At 68.4% G+C, this 16947-nt stretch carries 20 protein-coding genes; 9 read left to right on the forward strand and 11 right to left on the reverse strand.

Annotation, left to right across the window (positions count from 1 at the left end):
* From AB1578_14735 to AB1578_14750, 4 genes are all read right to left on the reverse strand, one after another.
* A partial coding sequence (locus AB1578_14735) for a TIGR02678 family protein (protein ID MEW6489161.1) occupies nucleotides 1-524 on the reverse strand: 524 nt, incomplete at its 3' end.
* Nucleotides 521-2209, reverse strand: coding sequence for a TIGR02677 family protein (locus tag AB1578_14740; protein MEW6489162.1), 1689 nt, complete (start codon nucleotides 2207-2209; stop codon nucleotides 521-523). The genes AB1578_14735 and AB1578_14740, both read right to left, overlap by 4 nt.
* A 152-nt stretch (nucleotides 2210-2361) precedes the next feature.
* The gene (locus AB1578_14745) at nucleotides 2362-2805 is read right to left on the reverse strand and encodes a helix-turn-helix transcriptional regulator (GenBank protein MEW6489163.1); all 444 of its coding nucleotides are present in this window, start codon (nucleotides 2803-2805) and stop codon (nucleotides 2362-2364) included.
* A gap of 112 nt (nucleotides 2806-2917) precedes the next feature.
* A complete protein-coding gene (locus AB1578_14750) occupies nucleotides 2918-3064 on the reverse strand; it encodes a hypothetical protein (protein ID MEW6489164.1) in 147 nt (48 codons plus the stop codon).
* Here AB1578_14750 and AB1578_14755 point away from each other — a divergent pair.
* From AB1578_14755 to AB1578_14795, 9 genes are all read left to right on the forward strand, one after another.
* Nucleotides 2993-4105, forward strand: a complete 1113-nt coding sequence (locus AB1578_14755) for a hypothetical protein (GenBank protein MEW6489165.1) — start codon at nucleotides 2993-2995, stop codon at nucleotides 4103-4105. The genes AB1578_14750 and AB1578_14755 overlap by 72 nt on opposite strands.
* 346 nt (nucleotides 4106-4451) lie before the next feature.
* A complete protein-coding gene (locus tag AB1578_14760) occupies nucleotides 4452-5597 on the forward strand; it encodes an SPFH domain-containing protein (protein MEW6489166.1) in 1146 nt (381 codons plus the stop codon).
* Nucleotides 5598-5606: 9 nt separating this feature from the next.
* Entirely contained in the window at nucleotides 5607-6878 is a 1272-nt protein-coding gene (locus AB1578_14765; protein ID MEW6489167.1) for a hypothetical protein, read from the forward strand.
* Between the two features lie 157 nt (nucleotides 6879-7035).
* Nucleotides 7036-7692 carry an outer membrane protein assembly factor BamD gene (locus AB1578_14770; GenBank protein ID MEW6489168.1) on the forward strand — a complete coding sequence of 219 codons (657 nt, stop codon included), beginning with the start codon at nucleotides 7036-7038 and terminating at the stop codon, nucleotides 7690-7692.
* Nucleotides 7693-7728: 36 nt separating this feature from the next.
* Complete coding sequence (locus tag AB1578_14775) at nucleotides 7729-8436, forward strand: tetratricopeptide repeat protein (protein MEW6489169.1); 708 nt, start codon at nucleotides 7729-7731, stop codon at nucleotides 8434-8436.
* 128 nt (nucleotides 8437-8564) lie between these two features.
* On the forward strand, nucleotides 8565-9137 hold the full coding sequence (locus AB1578_14780) for a DNA-J related domain-containing protein (GenBank protein MEW6489170.1): 573 nt from the start codon (nucleotides 8565-8567) through the stop codon (nucleotides 9135-9137).
* A gap of 394 nt (nucleotides 9138-9531) precedes the next feature.
* Nucleotides 9532-9789 carry a hypothetical protein gene (locus AB1578_14785; protein ID MEW6489171.1) on the forward strand — a complete coding sequence of 86 codons (258 nt, stop codon included), beginning with the start codon at nucleotides 9532-9534 and terminating at the stop codon, nucleotides 9787-9789.
* A 255-nt stretch (nucleotides 9790-10044) separates the two neighbouring features.
* Nucleotides 10045-10239 carry a hypothetical protein gene (locus AB1578_14790; GenBank protein ID MEW6489172.1) on the forward strand — a complete coding sequence of 65 codons (195 nt, stop codon included), beginning with the start codon at nucleotides 10045-10047 and terminating at the stop codon, nucleotides 10237-10239.
* Nucleotides 10240-10290: 51 nt separating this feature from the next.
* Entirely contained in the window at nucleotides 10291-10686 is a 396-nt protein-coding gene (locus AB1578_14795) for a hypothetical protein (protein MEW6489173.1), read from the forward strand.
* Here AB1578_14795 and ispH read toward each other — a convergent pair.
* The 7 genes from ispH to AB1578_14830 form a co-directional block, all read right to left on the reverse strand.
* On the reverse strand, nucleotides 10652-11548 hold the full coding sequence (ispH, locus tag AB1578_14800; protein MEW6489174.1) for a 4-hydroxy-3-methylbut-2-enyl diphosphate reductase: 897 nt from the start codon (nucleotides 11546-11548) through the stop codon (nucleotides 10652-10654). The genes AB1578_14795 and ispH overlap by 35 nt on opposite strands.
* 200 nt (nucleotides 11549-11748) lie before the next feature.
* Entirely contained in the window at nucleotides 11749-13683 is a 1935-nt protein-coding gene (locus AB1578_14805; GenBank protein MEW6489175.1) for a DUF4105 domain-containing protein, read from the reverse strand.
* Nucleotides 13684-13760: 77 nt separating this feature from the next.
* Complete coding sequence (locus tag AB1578_14810; GenBank protein MEW6489176.1) at nucleotides 13761-14255, reverse strand: DUF3015 family protein; 495 nt, start codon at nucleotides 14253-14255, stop codon at nucleotides 13761-13763.
* Nucleotides 14256-14615: 360 nt separating this feature from the next.
* Nucleotides 14616-15122, reverse strand: coding sequence for a hypothetical protein (locus tag AB1578_14815; GenBank protein MEW6489177.1), 507 nt, complete (start codon nucleotides 15120-15122; stop codon nucleotides 14616-14618).
* The gene (locus tag AB1578_14820; protein ID MEW6489178.1) at nucleotides 15119-15646 is read right to left on the reverse strand and encodes a hypothetical protein; all 528 of its coding nucleotides are present in this window, start codon (nucleotides 15644-15646) and stop codon (nucleotides 15119-15121) included. The genes AB1578_14815 and AB1578_14820 overlap by 4 nt, the downstream gene beginning before the upstream one ends.
* Entirely contained in the window at nucleotides 15643-16536 is an 894-nt protein-coding gene (locus tag AB1578_14825; GenBank protein ID MEW6489179.1) for a lysophospholipid acyltransferase family protein, read from the reverse strand. Before AB1578_14825 ends, AB1578_14820 begins: the two co-directional genes overlap by 4 nt.
* Nucleotides 16533-16947: MMPL family transporter (locus tag AB1578_14830; protein ID MEW6489180.1), on the reverse strand; the 415-nt coding region annotated here is incomplete at its 5' end. The genes AB1578_14825 and AB1578_14830, both read right to left, overlap by 4 nt.

Raw genomic sequence — 16947 nt, forward strand, 5'->3', positions numbered from 1 at the left:
CTTTGTACGTAGCGGTCCGTGTCTCCATCGCGAAGCGCGAGGATGCCAAGGTCCACGAGCAATCGAAGCGCGTCTACGAACGCCCTTCGTTCTCCGGCGGCATCAGGGTCGAACCGGCGCAGATTTCCGCTCTCCGCGCTCGATTCGGCCACGAGTTCCGCGAGCCGTGCCAGCGTGGTCTGGGCCGGACTGTCATCGAGAGCAGCGAGGGTAAGACAGAAGAGCGTGTAACGACGAGGGTCGAACGCCGGCTTCCGAGTGCACCTGGCGGGCCTCGTGGCGTCGGCCCGCCAGGGAACCTTGAAGAGGCGTGCAAGACCTGCCGCCGGGTCTACCAGGAGCTTCCACCCGGGTTGCTCCGCGAACCAGTCCCCCAGCCACTGCCGATGACGGACGATCTGGGGAAAGATCTCTGGGTGATTGCGCGCCGTGGTGAAGGGATGCCGAAGAAGGTGACGGAGTGCGGCCTTGCGTTCGCTTCGAAGAGTCGCCTCCAGTGCGATGGCTAGGGTGGTGTCGCTCATTGCGCGACCGCCCCCAGCAGTCCGGCGGCCTTCTTTCGCGGGAGGCGCAGGGAGCCTGCTGTGGTCTCGCTCACGGTGAGGCAGTAGTCCCGGCAGCGAAGACGGCCCCTGGGGGTGATGAGCGTCACCCGTCGCGAGTCGGAGTCCCCGGGCAACTCTAGCGTGATCGAGAGACGGCCGTCGGAGGTCTGCGTGCTGCGCGCCCGGTCGAGCTGTCGGGGTGCACTGAGGGCCTCATCGAGCAGTTCCAGCAAGAGATCGAACTCGTTTGCATCCAGTGTCGCGATGTCACTCAGCCAGAGCGGGCCCCTGTCCGCAAAGCGCCGGACCGCGGCCTCCAGCTGTTCCCTTTCCCGCCTGCGTCGTTGCGCGATCCACTCCTTTTCGCGGCTGTGATCCGCTACCGGTGATGGCCGCCCCGCGTGGCTCACCTCCCCACGGGTCCGCAACCGGACAGGTACCTCCGAGGGAGGCGCATCCCACCAGGATGTTCCGGGACTTGTGGTCTCGACGTCCTCCTCTGCCAAGTGAAAGTGGCGAGCCGACCCGAGACCGAAGGCCGCGTGCCAGAGTTCGTGCGCCTCGCTCTCGGTCTCGCAGATCGCGAACCAGTGCGCGAGAACGCGGAAGTCCGCCGCCCTGTCGATGGGGCGGCTTCGCCGATCGTTGAGGCGTCCGAGGGTACGGGTGAGCCCAATCACGGCTCCGACGGCGACCCCTGCGAGTCGCTCGACGGTCGGAACCCCTTGGGATCTACTCCCCACAAACCAGGAGCGAACTCCCTCCCAACGAGCGTTCTGCTCCCGGGTCCACAGCGTAATGGGGTCCTCGTCCCCCAGAGCCGGCGGCAAGTCGGCCGAGGTCGCCGCGGCCGCTGTGACACGGTCCATGTGTGGGTGGAGCGCTCCGATACTGGCAGTGATCTCGGCGGCGAGCTGCCGGAGCTTTTCGATGAAGCGGCCGATGTAGGCGAGAACCGCTTGTTTTCTGAGGGCGAACCGATCTTCTTCTTCTCCCTCAGTATGACGGTTGAGTTCTCCGATGAAGATGTTTGCTTCTTCGGTCAACGTCGCGAAGGCCGTGTGCAGATCGTGGAGGAGTCTGACCACCTGGTCCGGCTCGGGAGATCCCCGGCCCGCTTCCTGGACGAGCCCTTGAAGGGCGTCACGAACCTTCACCAGCATGTTGGTCTGAAGGGAACCGGAACGGCCGACTGTGGCCTCGACCTCCAGCACGGCACGATGCGCAGCCTCCCCAGCGGCCGTCAGATGGAAGACGTGGCGCTTGCGGTAGAAGTCCTCGATTCGGCTCACCGCGGCCGTGTCATGGGTGCGCGTGAGGTTTTCCCACGTCACGAGTTGAGCGAGGTGGTAGTCGAGCGTCTGCTCGTCGGCAATTTCCGTGAAGAAGGGGCCCTTCCGAAGCTCGTCCAGGACCTCATGCGGCCGAAGGCCGATCGTGTAATGCTGCTTCGCCTCGTAGAACACATGGACGATGGCCCGATAGGTCGGAGCATTCTGGACGGTGACGTAGTGGAAGGTCGGGACCTGGTTGAGAAGGCGTAGTTGGACATCGTGGGCAGGGAGAGGGGGCGCCCACGCCTCGGCTCCAGGGCGATGGAATCCTGGCCCCGTTTCTTCCTGCAAGTCAAAGCCGCGTCCCGGCTTTCCTGGTGTTGTGCTCATTTCACAACCCCCCAGCTTCGAACCACCCTTGTCTGGCACCGCTTAGCGTGCGGCCGATCCAGGGTCTTGATGAGTTTCCGATCTTGAGTGCGCCGACGGGGTCCCCCCTCGTTCTCAGCCCGAGTTGCCGGGCCAGGGCAAGGACCCGAGGATCAGTCGCCAGACTCCCCACGGAACAACCTCCTGTGGAAATCGATCCACTCCTCTTTGGTCCAACTCTTCGCCGCGTGCGGGCGGCTGGATGTCCCGCCCCGGCGTGCGATGACGGCGTTCACGGTCTCGACATTCTCCGCGGTGATGGCATAGGACCAGCCCTCCTCCTCGGCGGTCTCGGCTAACTCGGGAGGGATCAGAAGAGGTTGTCTTACCCCCTCCGTCTCCTGCTGCTCGCCCTTCATGAGGTAGTTGAGCGAGGCCCGAAGCGCTTTCGCAATCCTCAGGATCACGTCTGCCCCGGCCTTTCGTTTGTCGTTTTCGATCTCGCTGAGGAAGGGCACGCTGACGCTGGCCCGTTCGGCCAACTGCTTCTGCGTCCAGCCCCTCCGATCACGAAGTGTCGCGATGCGGCGTCCCAGTGTGGATGGCGTCTCGGTCATCGACGGCCCTTGACTTTTCTCCCACAGTTTAAGTATATATCCTTTCGTTGAAACAACCATTCTACATGAGTGTAATTGTAGGGAACTCGTCGCCATGCCGCAAGAGAAAACCTCACCCGAGTGCCCAGTATCGAGCGATGGCGGCGACGTCCACGCGTTCCAGATCCTCTCCCTCGACGGAGGCGGGATCAAGGGGCTCTTCTCGGTGGCGCTCCTGGCCAAGTTGGAGGAGGACCTCGGGACCAGCCTCGTCGATCACTTCGATCTCGTGGTTGGCACCTCGACCGGGGGAATCATCGCCCTCGGACTCGGTCGTCGACCTTCACGAAGCCGAGGCGGCGACCGCATGAACTGGACGGATGCACACCAGCGGATGGCGCTTCTTCGCCTGCATCATGAAGGGGCTCTCCGCTCCGGTGCAAAGACGCGGCCTGTGATCGAGCATCTTCTGTCCCTTGGGTGGGTCGGGCAGACAACTCGGCGTGGCGTCGTGGCAGCCGTGCCCTTCGCGCGCGATGACATCCGATCCCTGCTCGACACCGTCTGGCCTGAGTGGCGAAGAGCACTCACAGACCTGCTCTCCCACAGCCTTCCGCTGTCGGTTGAGAATCTCTCTCGTCTTGACCGTCGCGCCGCATTGGCGGATGCGAAGAATTTCCCGATACGACTCCATCGAAAGACCCTGGCGGCCGTTCTTGGACTCCATTCCAAGGCATCGCTGCCCACGGACGACGAGTTTGGGGAGACCGGCGTGGAGGCCACCACGGACAATGTCTTGCGCCTTCGTCCGAACCGCGGGCTGCGGCTGCAGTTCGCCAGGGGAGAGATCGATTGCGATGCTGTGATGGCTGCGGCAGGTGAAGTCATTCTGCCGGAACGGGCGTTCTTCGGTGACATTGCGCTCTCTGGGGTCTTGCCCGTCGCCATCCTGACCGTGGAGAACCTTGGGGCCTATATCGATCTCCCGGAGGTGCCAGGCCTCCTGGGCCGCACACACGCCCGGTTGGGACTCCCCTCTGACGGTTCGTTTCCTCACCCGAGTCCCGTCCGAGGTGCCCTTGTATCACTTCGGCGACCTCGATCAAGCCGGCATGGACATCTTCCGACACCTGCAGGACCGTGTCCGCCGGGACTGTCGATGGTTTCTCCCGTCGTTCTGGGGGGACTACGTGGGGTCCCACGGGCTTGCGAGTGCAGAGCGGCTTGTGGCACCGGACGCCGGAGACAGCGAGTTGGCGCGAGCAATCGAGGTGCTCAACTCTGCCTGCTGTTGGCTGGAGCAAGAAGCGATGTGTGCTGACCCGCGGCTGGTTGGAGATCTGGCGCGCATGGCAAGTTCAGGTTGCGCAAGGCTTCGTCCCCTCAGCGGTTTCTGACTGTCAGACGTGTTTTCATTAAGACCAGGAATCCGGGTAGGCGTTTCCATTTAGAACTGGAATGCGTTTTCACTTCGGATTGGAACACAAACGACAACGTGAGCTGGGAGCGGATCTTCTTGGCGGGCCGTTTTCACATATCGATGGAACGAGGACCACGCCCGGGGCGCCCTGCGGATCTCGCGGGAGAGGACCTGAGTAAAGGGCTGGACGTGCCAAGCCGATGAGCTCCGCAGTGCCTTTGCAGCGAGGAAGGGGAGGAGCGGATCAATGGGTACGGACAATCTGGTGTTCCTGGAGGTGCTGGAGTGGTTCGACCCTACGGGGCGCGAGCTGGCCCACCGCCTGCCCCAGCGGGGGTCGGGGGAGCTCAAGATCGGCGCCCAGGTCATCGTGCGCGACAGCCAGGCGGCGGTCTTCTACACGGGCGGCGTGGCGTGCGACGCCCTGGGCCCGGGGCGCCACACCCTGGTCACCAAGAACGTGCCGCTCCTGACCAAGGCCCTGGCGCTTCCCTGGGCCTTCAAGAGCCCGTTTCGGGCCGAGGTGTACTTCGTCAACCTCAAGGTATTCACCAGTCTGCGCTGGGGCACCCGGGACCCGGTGGCCTTCCGGGACTCGGAGCTCGGCCTGGTGCGGCTTCGTGCCCACGGCATCTGCAACCTCCAGGTCGTCCAGCCCGTGCTCTTCGTCAATTCCCTGGTGGGCACCCAGGCCACCTACGGCATCGAGGCACTGGAGGCCTTCGTGAGCGAGGTGATCGTCTCGCGCCTGAACGACCACCTGGGGGAGCACCTGGAAACGGTGCTCGCGCTTCCCAGCCGCTACGAGGAGTTTTCGTCGGGGCTCGCGGCCCGGCTGGCGGGCGACCTGGCGGACTACGGGGTGGCGCTCCGGGGCCTCTTCATCAACGCCATCACCCCCCCGGAAGACGTGCAGCAGGCCATCGACGACCGCGCGCGGCTGGGCGCCGTGGGCGATCGGATGGGGGCCTTCGTGCAGCTCAAGGCCGCGTCGGCCCTGGAGAAGGCCGCGCTGGCCGGGGGGCCGGCGGAGGGTGCCCTGGGGCTGGGCCTGGGCCTGCTCGCGCCGGCCTTCCTGGGCGGGCTCGCAACCCAGGTCCCCGGCGCCGCACCTGCCGCTTCCCCGATCCCGGCCGAGGGCCACTGCCCCGAGTGCGGCCTGCCCGCGCCGGGCGACGCTCGCTTCTGCCCCCACTGCGGCCACCAGCTCCTCGTCCTGCGGCGATGCACCGCGTGCCACAAGAACCTCGGGCCTACGGCGCGGTTCTGCCCGTCCTGCGGGGCACAGGCCGGTGCACGGGCTCCCGACAGAACCTGCCCGTCCTGTGGGGCGGAGAATCGGCCCGAAGCCGTTTTCTGCAACGCCTGCGGCGCCCGCGTCGTTCCCGGGTAGCCGGGAACCGTGAGCGAGCTCTGGCGGGCCGAGCTTGCCTGCCCCCAGTGCGGCGGCCGGGTGGAACTCGACGTGGGGGACCCGGTGCTGGCGTGCGCTTTCTGCCGCACAGGGCTCTACCTCGTGTCGCCCGGACCCCTGTGTTATCGGCTCCCCCCGGCGCAGGAGCGTCTCGGGGCCGCACCCCTCGTGTACCTGCCTTTCTGGCGCTTTCGGGGTCTGCGCTACCGAGTGACCGCCGATCCGCCCCAGGTGCAGGGGGGGCTCCTGGACGCCACGGTGCCCGCCCTGGACGCCCTGCCCTCGGGAGCCAATCTCGGAGTGCGGCCCCAGGTGGCCCCCCTGGCGCTGGATCTGGGGGGAGCCCCCGCCGTGGCCCCCGACCGCAGCGCGGCTGCGGCGGTGGAGGCGGCCGAGGGGGCGGTGGAGGCCCTGCACCCAGGCCGGGCCCTCTTCACCCGCCTCATCGGGGAAACGGTGGCCCTGGTCCTTGCGCCCCATACGGTCGAGGAGCGGGCGGCGGGGTGGGTGCTGCAAGAAGCGCTTCGGGATGGGGCCACCTACCCCCTTACGGAAACCCAAGCCCAGGCTCTGCGCTCCGGACCGGCCACGGGAGGCCGGGGACCGACGGGCCGCGTCGCCTTTCTGCCCCTGCGTTGTCCGGAGTGCGGCCACGGGCTGCCCGCTTCCCCGGGGGCGGCGGCGCTTCTTTGCAGCCACTGCACCCGGGCCTGGTGGGTCCGGGGCGGGGCGCTGGCCCCCATGCCCTACGCCGCCCGGCGTGCACGGCACCGGGGAGCCCGGTACTTCCCCTTCTGGGAGCTCGCGTTTCGGGCGACGGGGCTTCCTGCCCAGAGCCGGGCAGAGCTGCGCCGCTGGGTGGTCTCGTACCAGCCGGCGCCCGAGGGGTGGGACCGGCAGCCCTGCCTGTTGCTCGTGCCGGGCTTCAAGCTCCAGCCCCGCACCTTCCTGCGCCTGGCTCGTGTCCTGAGCCTGGCCCCCCTCGACGTGCCTCCCTCCCCGCACCTCTTCGGCGCGCCCTTCGAGGCCGAACCGGTGCGACTCCCCCTGGCCGAAGCGGCTCAAGCCCTCAAGGTGCTCCTGGCCCAGCTCGTGGGCGGGCGGCCCCGGGAGCTCGCGCGAGTTGCCGACGTGGAGCTCCGCGTCAAGCGGGCTCGGCTCGTCTTTCTCCCCTTCCACCGGCGCCGGGAGGAGTGGGTGGAAGAGGGGACCGGCACCGCCCTGCAAGCCGCGGCGGTGGCGCAAGGGGCAAGGCTCTGAGCCCCGGAAGGGCCTCCCGGGGCTCCCGGACCCCGCTTGCCACCCAGGTGGTGGATCCTGGTCCCGTGCCCGCGTTGACGCACACCCCGATTCGGGCTATGGTTTGGCCCGCCCCGAGGCCCTCGGGCGCCCGCTCCCTCCCAAGAGGCATCGCCCCATGCGCGTGGTTCGACTTGCCGCTGTGCTGGTAACGCTGCTGGCAGTTGCGTGCGCCGGCAAAGCCAAGAGGGCAGAGTTGCCGCCCGAAGAGCTCTACCGCCAGGCCCAGGAGGCCGCAGAGCGAAAACGGTTCGACGCGGCGCAGGAGCTCCTCGACCAAATTGCCGACGAGTTCCCGTTTTCGCGTTACGCGACGGAGGCAAGGCTGCTCACCGCCGACATCGCGTACCAGAAGAAGGAATACGAAGAGGCGGCCGCCGCCTACCGGTCCTTTGAAGAGCTCCATCCCACCCACCCCAGGGCGTCCTACGCACTGTACCGCCGAGGACTGTCTTACGCCGCGGTGAGCCTCCCCGAGGACAGGGACCAGACCCACACCCGCAACGCCGCCGACGCCTTCGAAAAGCTTCTCCATGCCGCCCCCGAGGGCGAGTACGCGGAAGACGCGGGCCGCCGGCTCGCGGACCTGCGGGCGCGGCTCGCGGCCCACGAGCTCTATGTGGCCCGCTACTACCTGCGCCGAAAGAGTTACGCGGCAGCCCGCCAGCGCCTGGAAACCCTCGTTCGGGACTACCCGGACGCACCCCAGAGGGACGAGGCCCTGCGTCTGGCCCTGGAGCTGCAAGGCAAGGCGGAGCCCGGCCGGGGGGATTGAGCGGGGACTCTGGGTACGACGAGACGGAGGAGCGCCATGGAAGCGGCGATGATCGAGCTCTATCAGCTGGGACGGGAGGCCTTTCAGGAGGGCCGGTCGGAAGACGCGGAGCGCTTCTTTCGCAAGCTCGGCGACCTGGGTTGCCGGTTTGCGGATGTTCTCAACATGCTGGGTACCCTCGCCTTCGAGAAAGGGGACTACCCGGGGGCGAAGAAGCACTTCGAGGGGGCCATCCAGATCAACCCCCGGTACACCGAGGCCCACCTCAACCTGGCCGTGACCCTCAACGAGATGGGGCAGTACTCCTCGGCCGAGGGCGCTTTCGACCGGGCCAGAAAGGCTTCCCTGGTGGAGCAGGGAGCCGTAGACCCGTTCGTGAAGGGACGCCTGGCCAATCTGCACGCCGACATCGGTGAGATCTACCACAGCCTGGGCATCCACGACGACGCGGTGGGCGAGTACCACAAGGCCCTCGCCCTCGGGCCCCACTTTCCGGACCTCCGCACCCGGCTGGGGATCCTGTATCGCGACATGGGCGACTACGCCCGAGCCATCGAAGAGTTCACTCGGGTGCGCCGGGAACACCCCGGCTATTCCAACGCCACCATCCAGCTGGGGATCACCTACTACAGCCGGGGGCAGATCGAGCTGGCCGTGGACGAGTGGAACTCGATCCTCCAGCGGGAACCCGACAACGCCAAGGCCCTCATGTACCTGCGCCTTGCGGAGCGGGACCAGCTCTAGCCGGGTCCGTTAGAACCCCTCCCGGGCGTCACCCTCTGCGGGTTCTCCCGGGGGGGGCCTTCGAACTCTCCAGCAACCCCGCGCAGGCTCCGAGGTTCGGCGCCCCCAGCGCCGGCATCCCCAAGGCCATGCCAGCCCTCGAGCCCGAGCTCCAGCGCCTCTACGCCCTGCTCCGGGACCACCCCGAGGGGCTTCGGGAGTACGACTTGCTCGCACGGCTCCGGGGGGACGGACCCCTGCGGGGGCTGGACGAGCTGTCGCTCTTCCGGGTCCACTTCCTCCTCTTCCACCACCTGCACCGGCTCCGGATTGCCCTGGAGCGCGCCGGCTCGGGCAGCCTGGAGATTCACTGCCTGAGAGTTCGCCTCCTGCCCCTCCAGGATGCCGCGCCGAATCCGGAGGCGCTCCCCGCGCCTCCCGATCCCCTGGCTGCCTACTACCTGGAGCTGGAAAACCTCTCGCGGGCCACTCGGGAGGACGTGCAGGAGCTGCTTCGGTGGTTCTGGCGGCGCTATCGCGTGTACGGCAGGGAAGGGGAAGCCCTGGAGGTCCTGGGACTGCCCGCGGGTGCCTCTGCGGTGGAGATCCGTCGCCGCTACCGGAACCTCGTTCGCGCGCACCACCCGGACCGGGCTGGGGACGCCGAGCGTTTTCGACGGGTGACGGAGGCCATGGAGGTGCTCCGGGCCCGCCGCGCCTGAAGGGAAGCCGCCGCCATCGCCGACCCGGGTCCCCAGAGTTGACGACTGAAGAACTCGGTATACGGTCAGTCCCGGTGCCACATTCCGGTGTCTTCTCCACGAAATCAGCCTTTCCGTGAGGCGACGCCGGCGCCGCGGGGGGGTGGAGCCCGTCTGGCTGCATGGGGAAGCTATACACCTGCTGGCCCGTCCGGTGTTTCGAACTCCGGGCAGGAATCGCTCGGTCGTTTCGCTTTTCCCGAAAAGCAGCAGGTTCTTGTGATCTTCTTCGTGGCGGTCGCACTCCCTTTCACTTGTGGCACGCATCCTGCTTTTGCCGCAGGGTGAAGGGCAAGACGAGGGACACGCCCTGAGCCGACACACGACGCACCCAGGGGAAGGGAAGGAGAAAGCCATGAGGACCACCGCGAAGAGACTGCTCCTCACCGCCGTCGCCACGGTGGGACCCGCTGTCACTGCCCTGGCCGCCACGGGTACGAGAGCGGACACGAGCGGGCTGTTCGTGTGGGCTTTCCTCGGGTTCTGCGCCCTGATCGTCGCCGCGCAGGTGGTCCCGGCCATCCTGATGGCGCTGGGGGCCGTGAAGGGACTGCTCCAAGGGATTCGCGAGAAGGGAGCCGGCCTGGCGGAGGACACCCCTCGCGCACCGTGACCCAGGAGACGGGGCGTCCCTGCGAGGGCCCGGGTCCGAAGACCCGGGCCCTCGGTCTATCCGAAGCATTCCCAGTCCCCCGTCTCCGCGGCGGTCCCCGGGGGATGGGCTTCGTCCGGAGACGTCCGGAGACGGTGCCGGAGGTCCCCCGGTCGTGGTAGAGTGGCTCCACTCGGCAACGAAGTGCTCGTCTCCGGGCGGGGCGACCCGGCCGCAGGGTGCAGGGCACACGGGAGAGCAGGAGAGGGAGGCCACATGGACCGCAGCAAACGGCAGGACGAGGCCTACTACAACCTCGATGGAGGACAGCGGCACCTGATCGTGCGGGGCGGCGAGGTGAAGGCCGTGGCGCCGGGCCTTCGGCTGGTGGACGCCACGGAGGAGGAAGCCCGCAGCGTCGGGGGGAAGGAACCCGGGAAGGCGCCTCGGGAGTATGGCCTGCCGGTATAGCCTGGGGCCGGGTTCGGCGGGGACGGCGCGGAGGTGGCCCGGGGACCGGCCGTGAGGACGTATCCGAGGGGGGCGCGCGCTCTGGGGAGCCGCTTCGCCCATGCCCTCCTGGCGACGGTCGGGTATCTGCTCTCGCCGCTCTCGTGGTGGAACGACGCCGCCGTCAACCTGCCCCTGGCCTACGCCTTCGGCAGCGCGGTGGAGTACCTGTCCCCCGGGCGCTTCACGCAGGCCGTGGTGTTGGGCTACTGGGCCACCAACGCCGCAGGCCTGGTCCTGCTCCACACCGGCGCGAGCCGCGCCCTGTGCCGGACGCCCCCCTGTCGTTACACCCGGCAGATGCTGGCGAAGGACCTGGCCGTATCGATCCTGTACACCCTTGTGATCGCCGGCCTGGCCGGACTCGGCCTCCTCAAGCCCCCAGCGGAGCTTTTCGGCGGGGGGTGAGGGGGCTCTTCCCTTTGATCGCCCGGGACGATGTCGATTCGAGCCCCTCCAGGGTGACCACCACCTGCTCGATGATCCAGGCCGGGGTCGACGCCCCGGCGGTCACCCCGACGCGGGAGAGCTGCCGCAGTTCTCCCAGGGGGAGCTCCGCGGCGGTCTCCACGTGGTAGGCCGGCAAACCCAGGGCGCGGGCGATCTCCGCGAGCCGGCGCGTGTTGGCCGAGTTCTTCCCGCCGATGACGATGAGCGCGTCTACCTGCCCGGCCATCTTCCGCACCTCGGTCTGGCGCCGATGGGTGGACCGGCAGATGGTGGCGAGGGCCTTGGCGTGGGGAAACCGGGCCAGCACGCGGTCCCGGATGGCCTCGAAGACCTCCTCGTCCTGGGTGGACTGGGCCACCAGGAGCACCCGGTCGAGCGCGGGAAGGGCGTCCACCTCGCCGGGCTCGGACACCACCCGCGCAAACCCCGCCGCATGCCCCAGCAGCCCCACCACCTCCGGGTGGTCCGGATCGCCGGCGATCACCACCGCGTAGCCCTTCCGGCTGTGTTCGGCAATCTTCTTCTGAATCGTCGAGACCTTCGGACAGGTGGCGTCCACCACCCGGCCGGCCTGCCGGCACAGCCGCTCCAGGTCGGTGGGCGGCACGCCGTGGGCCCGGACCACCACCGTGGCCGAGGGGACGGGCCCTTCCGGGGGAAGGGGAATCACCCCCTGCTCCCGGAGGTTCTCCAGGGCCTGGGGATTGTGGATCAAGGGGCCGTGGGTGAACACCTCCCGGCCTTCGTTGCGTGCGGCCTCCAGGGCCATGTCGATGGCCCGGCGCACTCCCATGCAGAAGCCCGCGGAGCGGGCGAGCACGATCTCCACCGGGACCTAGAAGGGTTCTGCGCCCCGAAGGGCACCAAGATAACGCCGTAACATCAATACGTTATACCTCCACAGTGCAGCATAGGTGTCTACTTCCAGCGTGTCTGCTTTTCGCCTCTCCCAAAGGAGGCCAGAGTAGCACGGGGCACCAGGATTCCTGAAGACCCTGCAGCCTTACCCGTTCTCGGGCTTCAGAAGTACACGGACATTCCCAGCGACACGGTGCGATCGGAAGGCCGTACCGTTAGGTCGAGACTAGCCGCCAGGCTCGGGGACCAGCCCCAGCGCACCCTGCTTTCAGCTTGCCAAACTCCCCGGGGGTCCTGCCCCGGCAGGAACGTCCACTTGCCGGTCGCGAGCCCCACGAGGGACGGGTGGGGGCGGACGCGAAGGCCGGCGGCCGGGCCGGCTCCGGCTCGCACCGGCCCGCCTGCGATTCCCCCGTCGAGCTGGGGGGAGCCATAGAGGTCGGCGTCGAAGGTCGTCCAGAACAGCGCGGCGTCATCCTGCAACCCCCAGGCCAGCCCTGCGCCCGCCCCGAGATGGGCTGCGGTGCAGCCGTCGTCGCACCCGCCCCCCCAGATCGTCGTGGCGCCCGCCGCGACCTTCCATGAGAGATCCTTCTCGAAGCGGTCCCGTGGCGAGAGGGAGAGCACCCGGACGAAGTACCCCTCCTCCAGGCGCAGGCGCTCCTTCTCGAAGAAGTACCGCAGTTGCATCGGCAGGAACTCGATCTGGGCCGACTCCGGGTAGCCCGGCGCGGGATCCAGCAAGTCGTGGAGGGCGATGCGAAAGGTCGCCTCGGCGAAGCCCCCGTCGCCGGTCGCGGCTCCCCCGCCGACGCCGGCGCGGCGGGAGCCGTGCCCAGCGTGGGGCAGATCCTGGCTCCTGGGAGCCAGCACCAGCTCGGGGCTCACGACCCCAAGGGCCGCCCGCCGCTCGAGCAGCCGCTGCTTATCCCGGGCGGCGCTCCCTCCAGGGTCGGCAAGGAACTCTCGAAAGGACCGCCGTTCCAAGAGGTCCAGCGCCGCGTCGAAAGCTGCGGCCGCCTGGGCCGACGAGAGAGGAGGGGGGAGGGGAGATGAGGCATTCCCGGCGAGCTGCTCCACGAAGTCGCGCTGCGTCGAGCTGAGGTCTCGTATCCGCTCTCGGAACTGTGCCCGGATCGAGGGGCGGTAGCGCTGGCGCGTTACCAAGCTGGGAGCCGAGACGACCGCCTTTACGGTGTTCGCCGGCAGAACCGGCTTTGCCAGCGGCGAAGTCAGGTCGAGCTCGGGCCGCGCCGCCTCAAGGAGCCCCAGGATGTGGTAGGAGCAGTTTTCCGTGAGGTACCAGTAGTCCATGTAGGTGCGCCCTAGCTCCCACAGGTGCCTCACCAGGAAGCGCGCCTCGTCTTGCGTCAGAGACAAGTCGTATTCCCAGATGTCCCGGGACTCCATGTCGTTGTACTTGCGTACCTTGTAGTAGTACGGCATGGCGCTGAACTTCCCGGGAAACATACCGAAGAGCCCCTTGAAGGCGTACCAGACCGCATTCTCCTCGCCCGTGACGGCCGCGTAGTCGATTCCGTAGTCGAGCAGTTCCCTCCGGGCCGGCGTCTGCGAAGAAGCCGCGCTGTTGACGCGCAGAAAGGTGTGGCCGAAGGCAGAGACCGGGTTGTTCAGGTAGTAGGACGAGAAGACGAAGGTGACCGAAACGGGATCCAGGCGACCGAAAAAGTCTGAGAACCCCGCACAGGTGACGGAAGGGAGCTCGCCCGCGGGGATGTCGAGCTGCTCACTCAGCCACGCGGCGCGTGCGGGAAACGTGCACAGGGGGTGATCGTCGGCGTTTGTGTCCCCAGGTGGCCGGAAAAGCCCCCTCAAGGTGGCTTCGAGCTCCGCACCCGGATCGCGCTTGCCCTCGTCCGAGAGGAAGAAGGCGGCACCGTCCACCTGGCTGCACCATCCGCCCCCCGGGGTCGGCTGGTAGTGGCCGAGGCGAAGCCACGGAGAATGGGCTGCGAGGCCCAAGCTTTGTGCCTTGGCTACATAGACCTCGGGGGCCTCGCCTTCGCTGCCCCACGCGGCGGGGAAGGAGCCGCACGAGAGCAGAGCGATGGGCAAGGCGATCCAACACCGCCGCAAGAGCACTCCTGGACGCAGGGCAGAAGAAAAGCGGGGCTCCGGGAGGAGCCCCGCACCAGCACAAGACCGGGGACGAGTTACAGCAGCTTCTCGCAGGCCAGGGCGGGATCGCTGGACAGGATGCCGAGAATGGTCTCGCTGACGTGGGCGTCCGGCACCCCGACACCGGGGAAGATCGTTCCGAAGTTCCGCTGCAGGGCGCTGCCGGTGCTTCCCGCGTCGCGGCACCCGGCCAGGGCGACGAGGCCCGAGAGGGTCTCCCCGGAGCCCCGGGCGGCGTCCTTCGCCAAGGCTTCGCGGTTGGTCTCGATGTAGAGCTTGGCGCCCGCCGGCCCGGACTTCGGATCGCAGTTGCTCGTGCCCGAGGTGATCCCGAAGGTCTGGTTGCCGGAGGTTCCGTTGGTGGTGGCCCCCAAGATCTGCGAGACCTTGCCCGGGTCGTCGCCGAAGAGAAGCGATCCGAGGCCGCATCCTGCCATTCCGAAACGATCCGTGTTGGCCGCCCCTGCCATTCCCGCGAGACCGATCAACAGCGACATGGCAACGATGGCGGCTACCCAAGTCTTCTTCATGACAGCCTCCTGCGCGAGCGGTGGCCGGCGGTATTGCCGACACCTTGTGACATCTGTAGAAGACGTATCCCCGCGGGTACCGAGCATCTCGGGAATCGGCGCTGGATGTCTTGCCGAGAATCGGCGGGGCAGGGACGCAGCAAGGCTAGCGCCGTTTGAGACCCTGTCAACGGCAGCGCTGGAGCCGTGAACGGCAGCCGGGACAGCAACCGAACCTGCCGGACGGATTGAGGGGCCGGGTGTGGCGCACCGGCACCATCCGTCGGTCCCCTCGGCGACGCCTCCGGCGACCACGGGACGCACGCTCGAACCAACCGCCTTGCGTTTGCGAAGGGGAAACCTGCTGCACTCGGCCCTGGCTCAGAAGGGTCCGATTACCCGAAACAGGTAGGAGCTTCGGTCGCGATAGGTGGTTACCACGTCCCAGGTCCTTGCCCCGGCAGGGCCCTCGAGGTGCACGCGCGCACCCAGGGCGCTTTGATCCTCCTGGCCGTAGTAGAGGGGCACGCGCACATACTGCCCCAGGGGGAGGAGGAGGTTGCGCTCGGCGCGCTCGCGGCCCGCCAGACGTACCTCGAGCAGGAGGGAGGCGTCGGCCCCGGAGGCGACGGTGCCTCCCCCTTCGCGCACCGCGTGCTCTAGGCGGACGCGGGCATAGCGGCTGAAGAAGGCGTCCTCGGGCGCCACGCGCACGCGAAGGTCCAGGCCGCCCACCTCGGACCGTATCTCCGAGACCGCAACGTCGAGGAGCGCGGCCACCAGGCGCTGCTCGACGGCGTCGGCGAGCGCGGAAGGGCCGGGCTCGGGATGGGTGGCGCAGCCCAGGAGGGCTGCTGCGGCGAGCACCGCCAGGGCAGCGCGCCTCACTCGGGCCATTCCCGGACGATGGGGCCGAACATGTAGAAGAGGTAGGAGCGCCGCCGGGCGGCCGCGGCGGATCGGCTCTGCACCCGGGTCTCTGTGGCTGTGACGAAGAGCACGTCCACCTCCGCGACGCCTTCGACGAGCTCCGAGTAGTAGAGGGGGATGAAGTCGCGCCGGGTGCGGTTTACCCCCAGGACGCGAGCGAGCACGACGACCTCGAGCTCTGCCGCTTCCCCTCCGGTGACCCGCGCCCCTTCTTCCCGCAGGCGGCGGCGCGCGGCCTCCTCCAGGTAGCGCTCTTCGGCGCTCCGGCCTCCATAGCTTTCGGTGAGGGTGGCGACCGTGACCGCCGCGGCCTTGTCCCGGGCGACACCCCAGTCCAGGCTCTCCAGGGCCCGGTCCAGCGCGCGGGAGACCCCCCACTGGGCGTCGGCAGAGCGGCCGCTGGTGGGGCCGACGTAGCGGTTGGTGGCGCAGCCGGACGCCACGGCAAGGAGGATCGCCGCGAGGAGGACGCGTTGCATCATGTCTCGCTCCAGATGAGGGCAAAGTTGAACCACTGGTCGGGGTACTCCGCGATGACGCCGCCGGTGGCGTCTGCGAGGCGCTGGGCGTTCTCCCGCAAGTCGGTTTCCCGGTCCCGGGAGAACTCCATGGGCACGGGGGGCAGGATCAACCCCCGATACCCGCCGCGGCCGTCCGCCAGGACAAACGACGGAACCACCGCGGCCCCGGTCATGCGGGCGAACAGAGCGGGCCCCGGCGCGAACCGGGTGCGACGGCCGAAGAGCGCCACCGAGACGGGGTCGGGTCCTGCGTAGCGGTCCACGAGCATGGCCACCAGTGCGCCCTCCCGCAGGGCCCGGCCAACGGCGAGGCTGCTCCAGGGGTCCTTGCTCACGGTGATGCTGCGGATGCCCAGGTGGGTCCGGATCCGCAGCCGCTCCTCGTGGACGCCGGGGTCCGGGTCCTCCAGGGTGAGCACGTGCACGGGGTGACCCCACTGGCGAAAGAGGAGCCCCCCGAGCTCCCAGAAGCCCAGGTGGGCCGTGGCCAGGATCACCCCCCGCCCCGCCAGCCGCGCCGCCTCCAGGTGCTCGTAGCCCTCGGCCCGGGTAAAGAACCCTTCGGCCGGCCTCCCCCCGCCCCCGAAGAAGTAGGCGTAGTCTACCAACTGCTCGGCATAGTTGCGGAAGAGGCGCCGCGTAGCGGCCCGCAGGGTCCGCCGGTCCGGACCCAGTAGGGGCTCCAGGTTGGCGCACACGGCCTCCCGGCTCTCCCGAAGGCGCCAGAAGTTGAGATCGGCCAGCCAGCGAGCCCACGTCCGGTTGAACCGCCGAGGGAGGTGTCGCACCAGGGCGACGCCGCCCCGGTACATCCAGGGGTGGTTGAGGGGGTGCCGCCGGCGCACGCTCACGGGCGCCCCCCGCGCTCCCACCGCAGCAGGGGAGGGAGCACGACGACCGTGGCGGCCCAGGACAGAGCTACCCCCAGGCACACGAGGCCGCCGAGGGACACCAGTCCCCCGTGCCGGGCCGTGAGCAGGGCGCCGAAGCCCGCGAGGGTCGTGGCCGTGGTACATGTGACGGCCCACCCGCTCTCGGCCAGGATGGCTGCGATGGGCTGCTCCGGCCGCTTCCACGCTTGGGTGACCAGGTGGAGGCCGTCGTCGATCCCCAGGCCCAGGACCAGCGGCACGGCGACGAAGTTCATGGGGTTGAGGGGAATCCCCAGGAGGCCCAGGAGACCGAAGGTCGCTCCGGAGGCAAGGGCCGCCGGGAGAAGCGCGAGGAGCGCCCGGGTGGGGGAGCGCAGGCCGAGCAGGGCG

It is taken from the genome of Thermodesulfobacteriota bacterium (assembly GCA_040756475.1).
In the GTDB taxonomy this organism is placed as follows: domain Bacteria; phylum Desulfobacterota; class Deferrisomatia; order Deferrisomatales; family JACRMM01; genus JBFLZB01.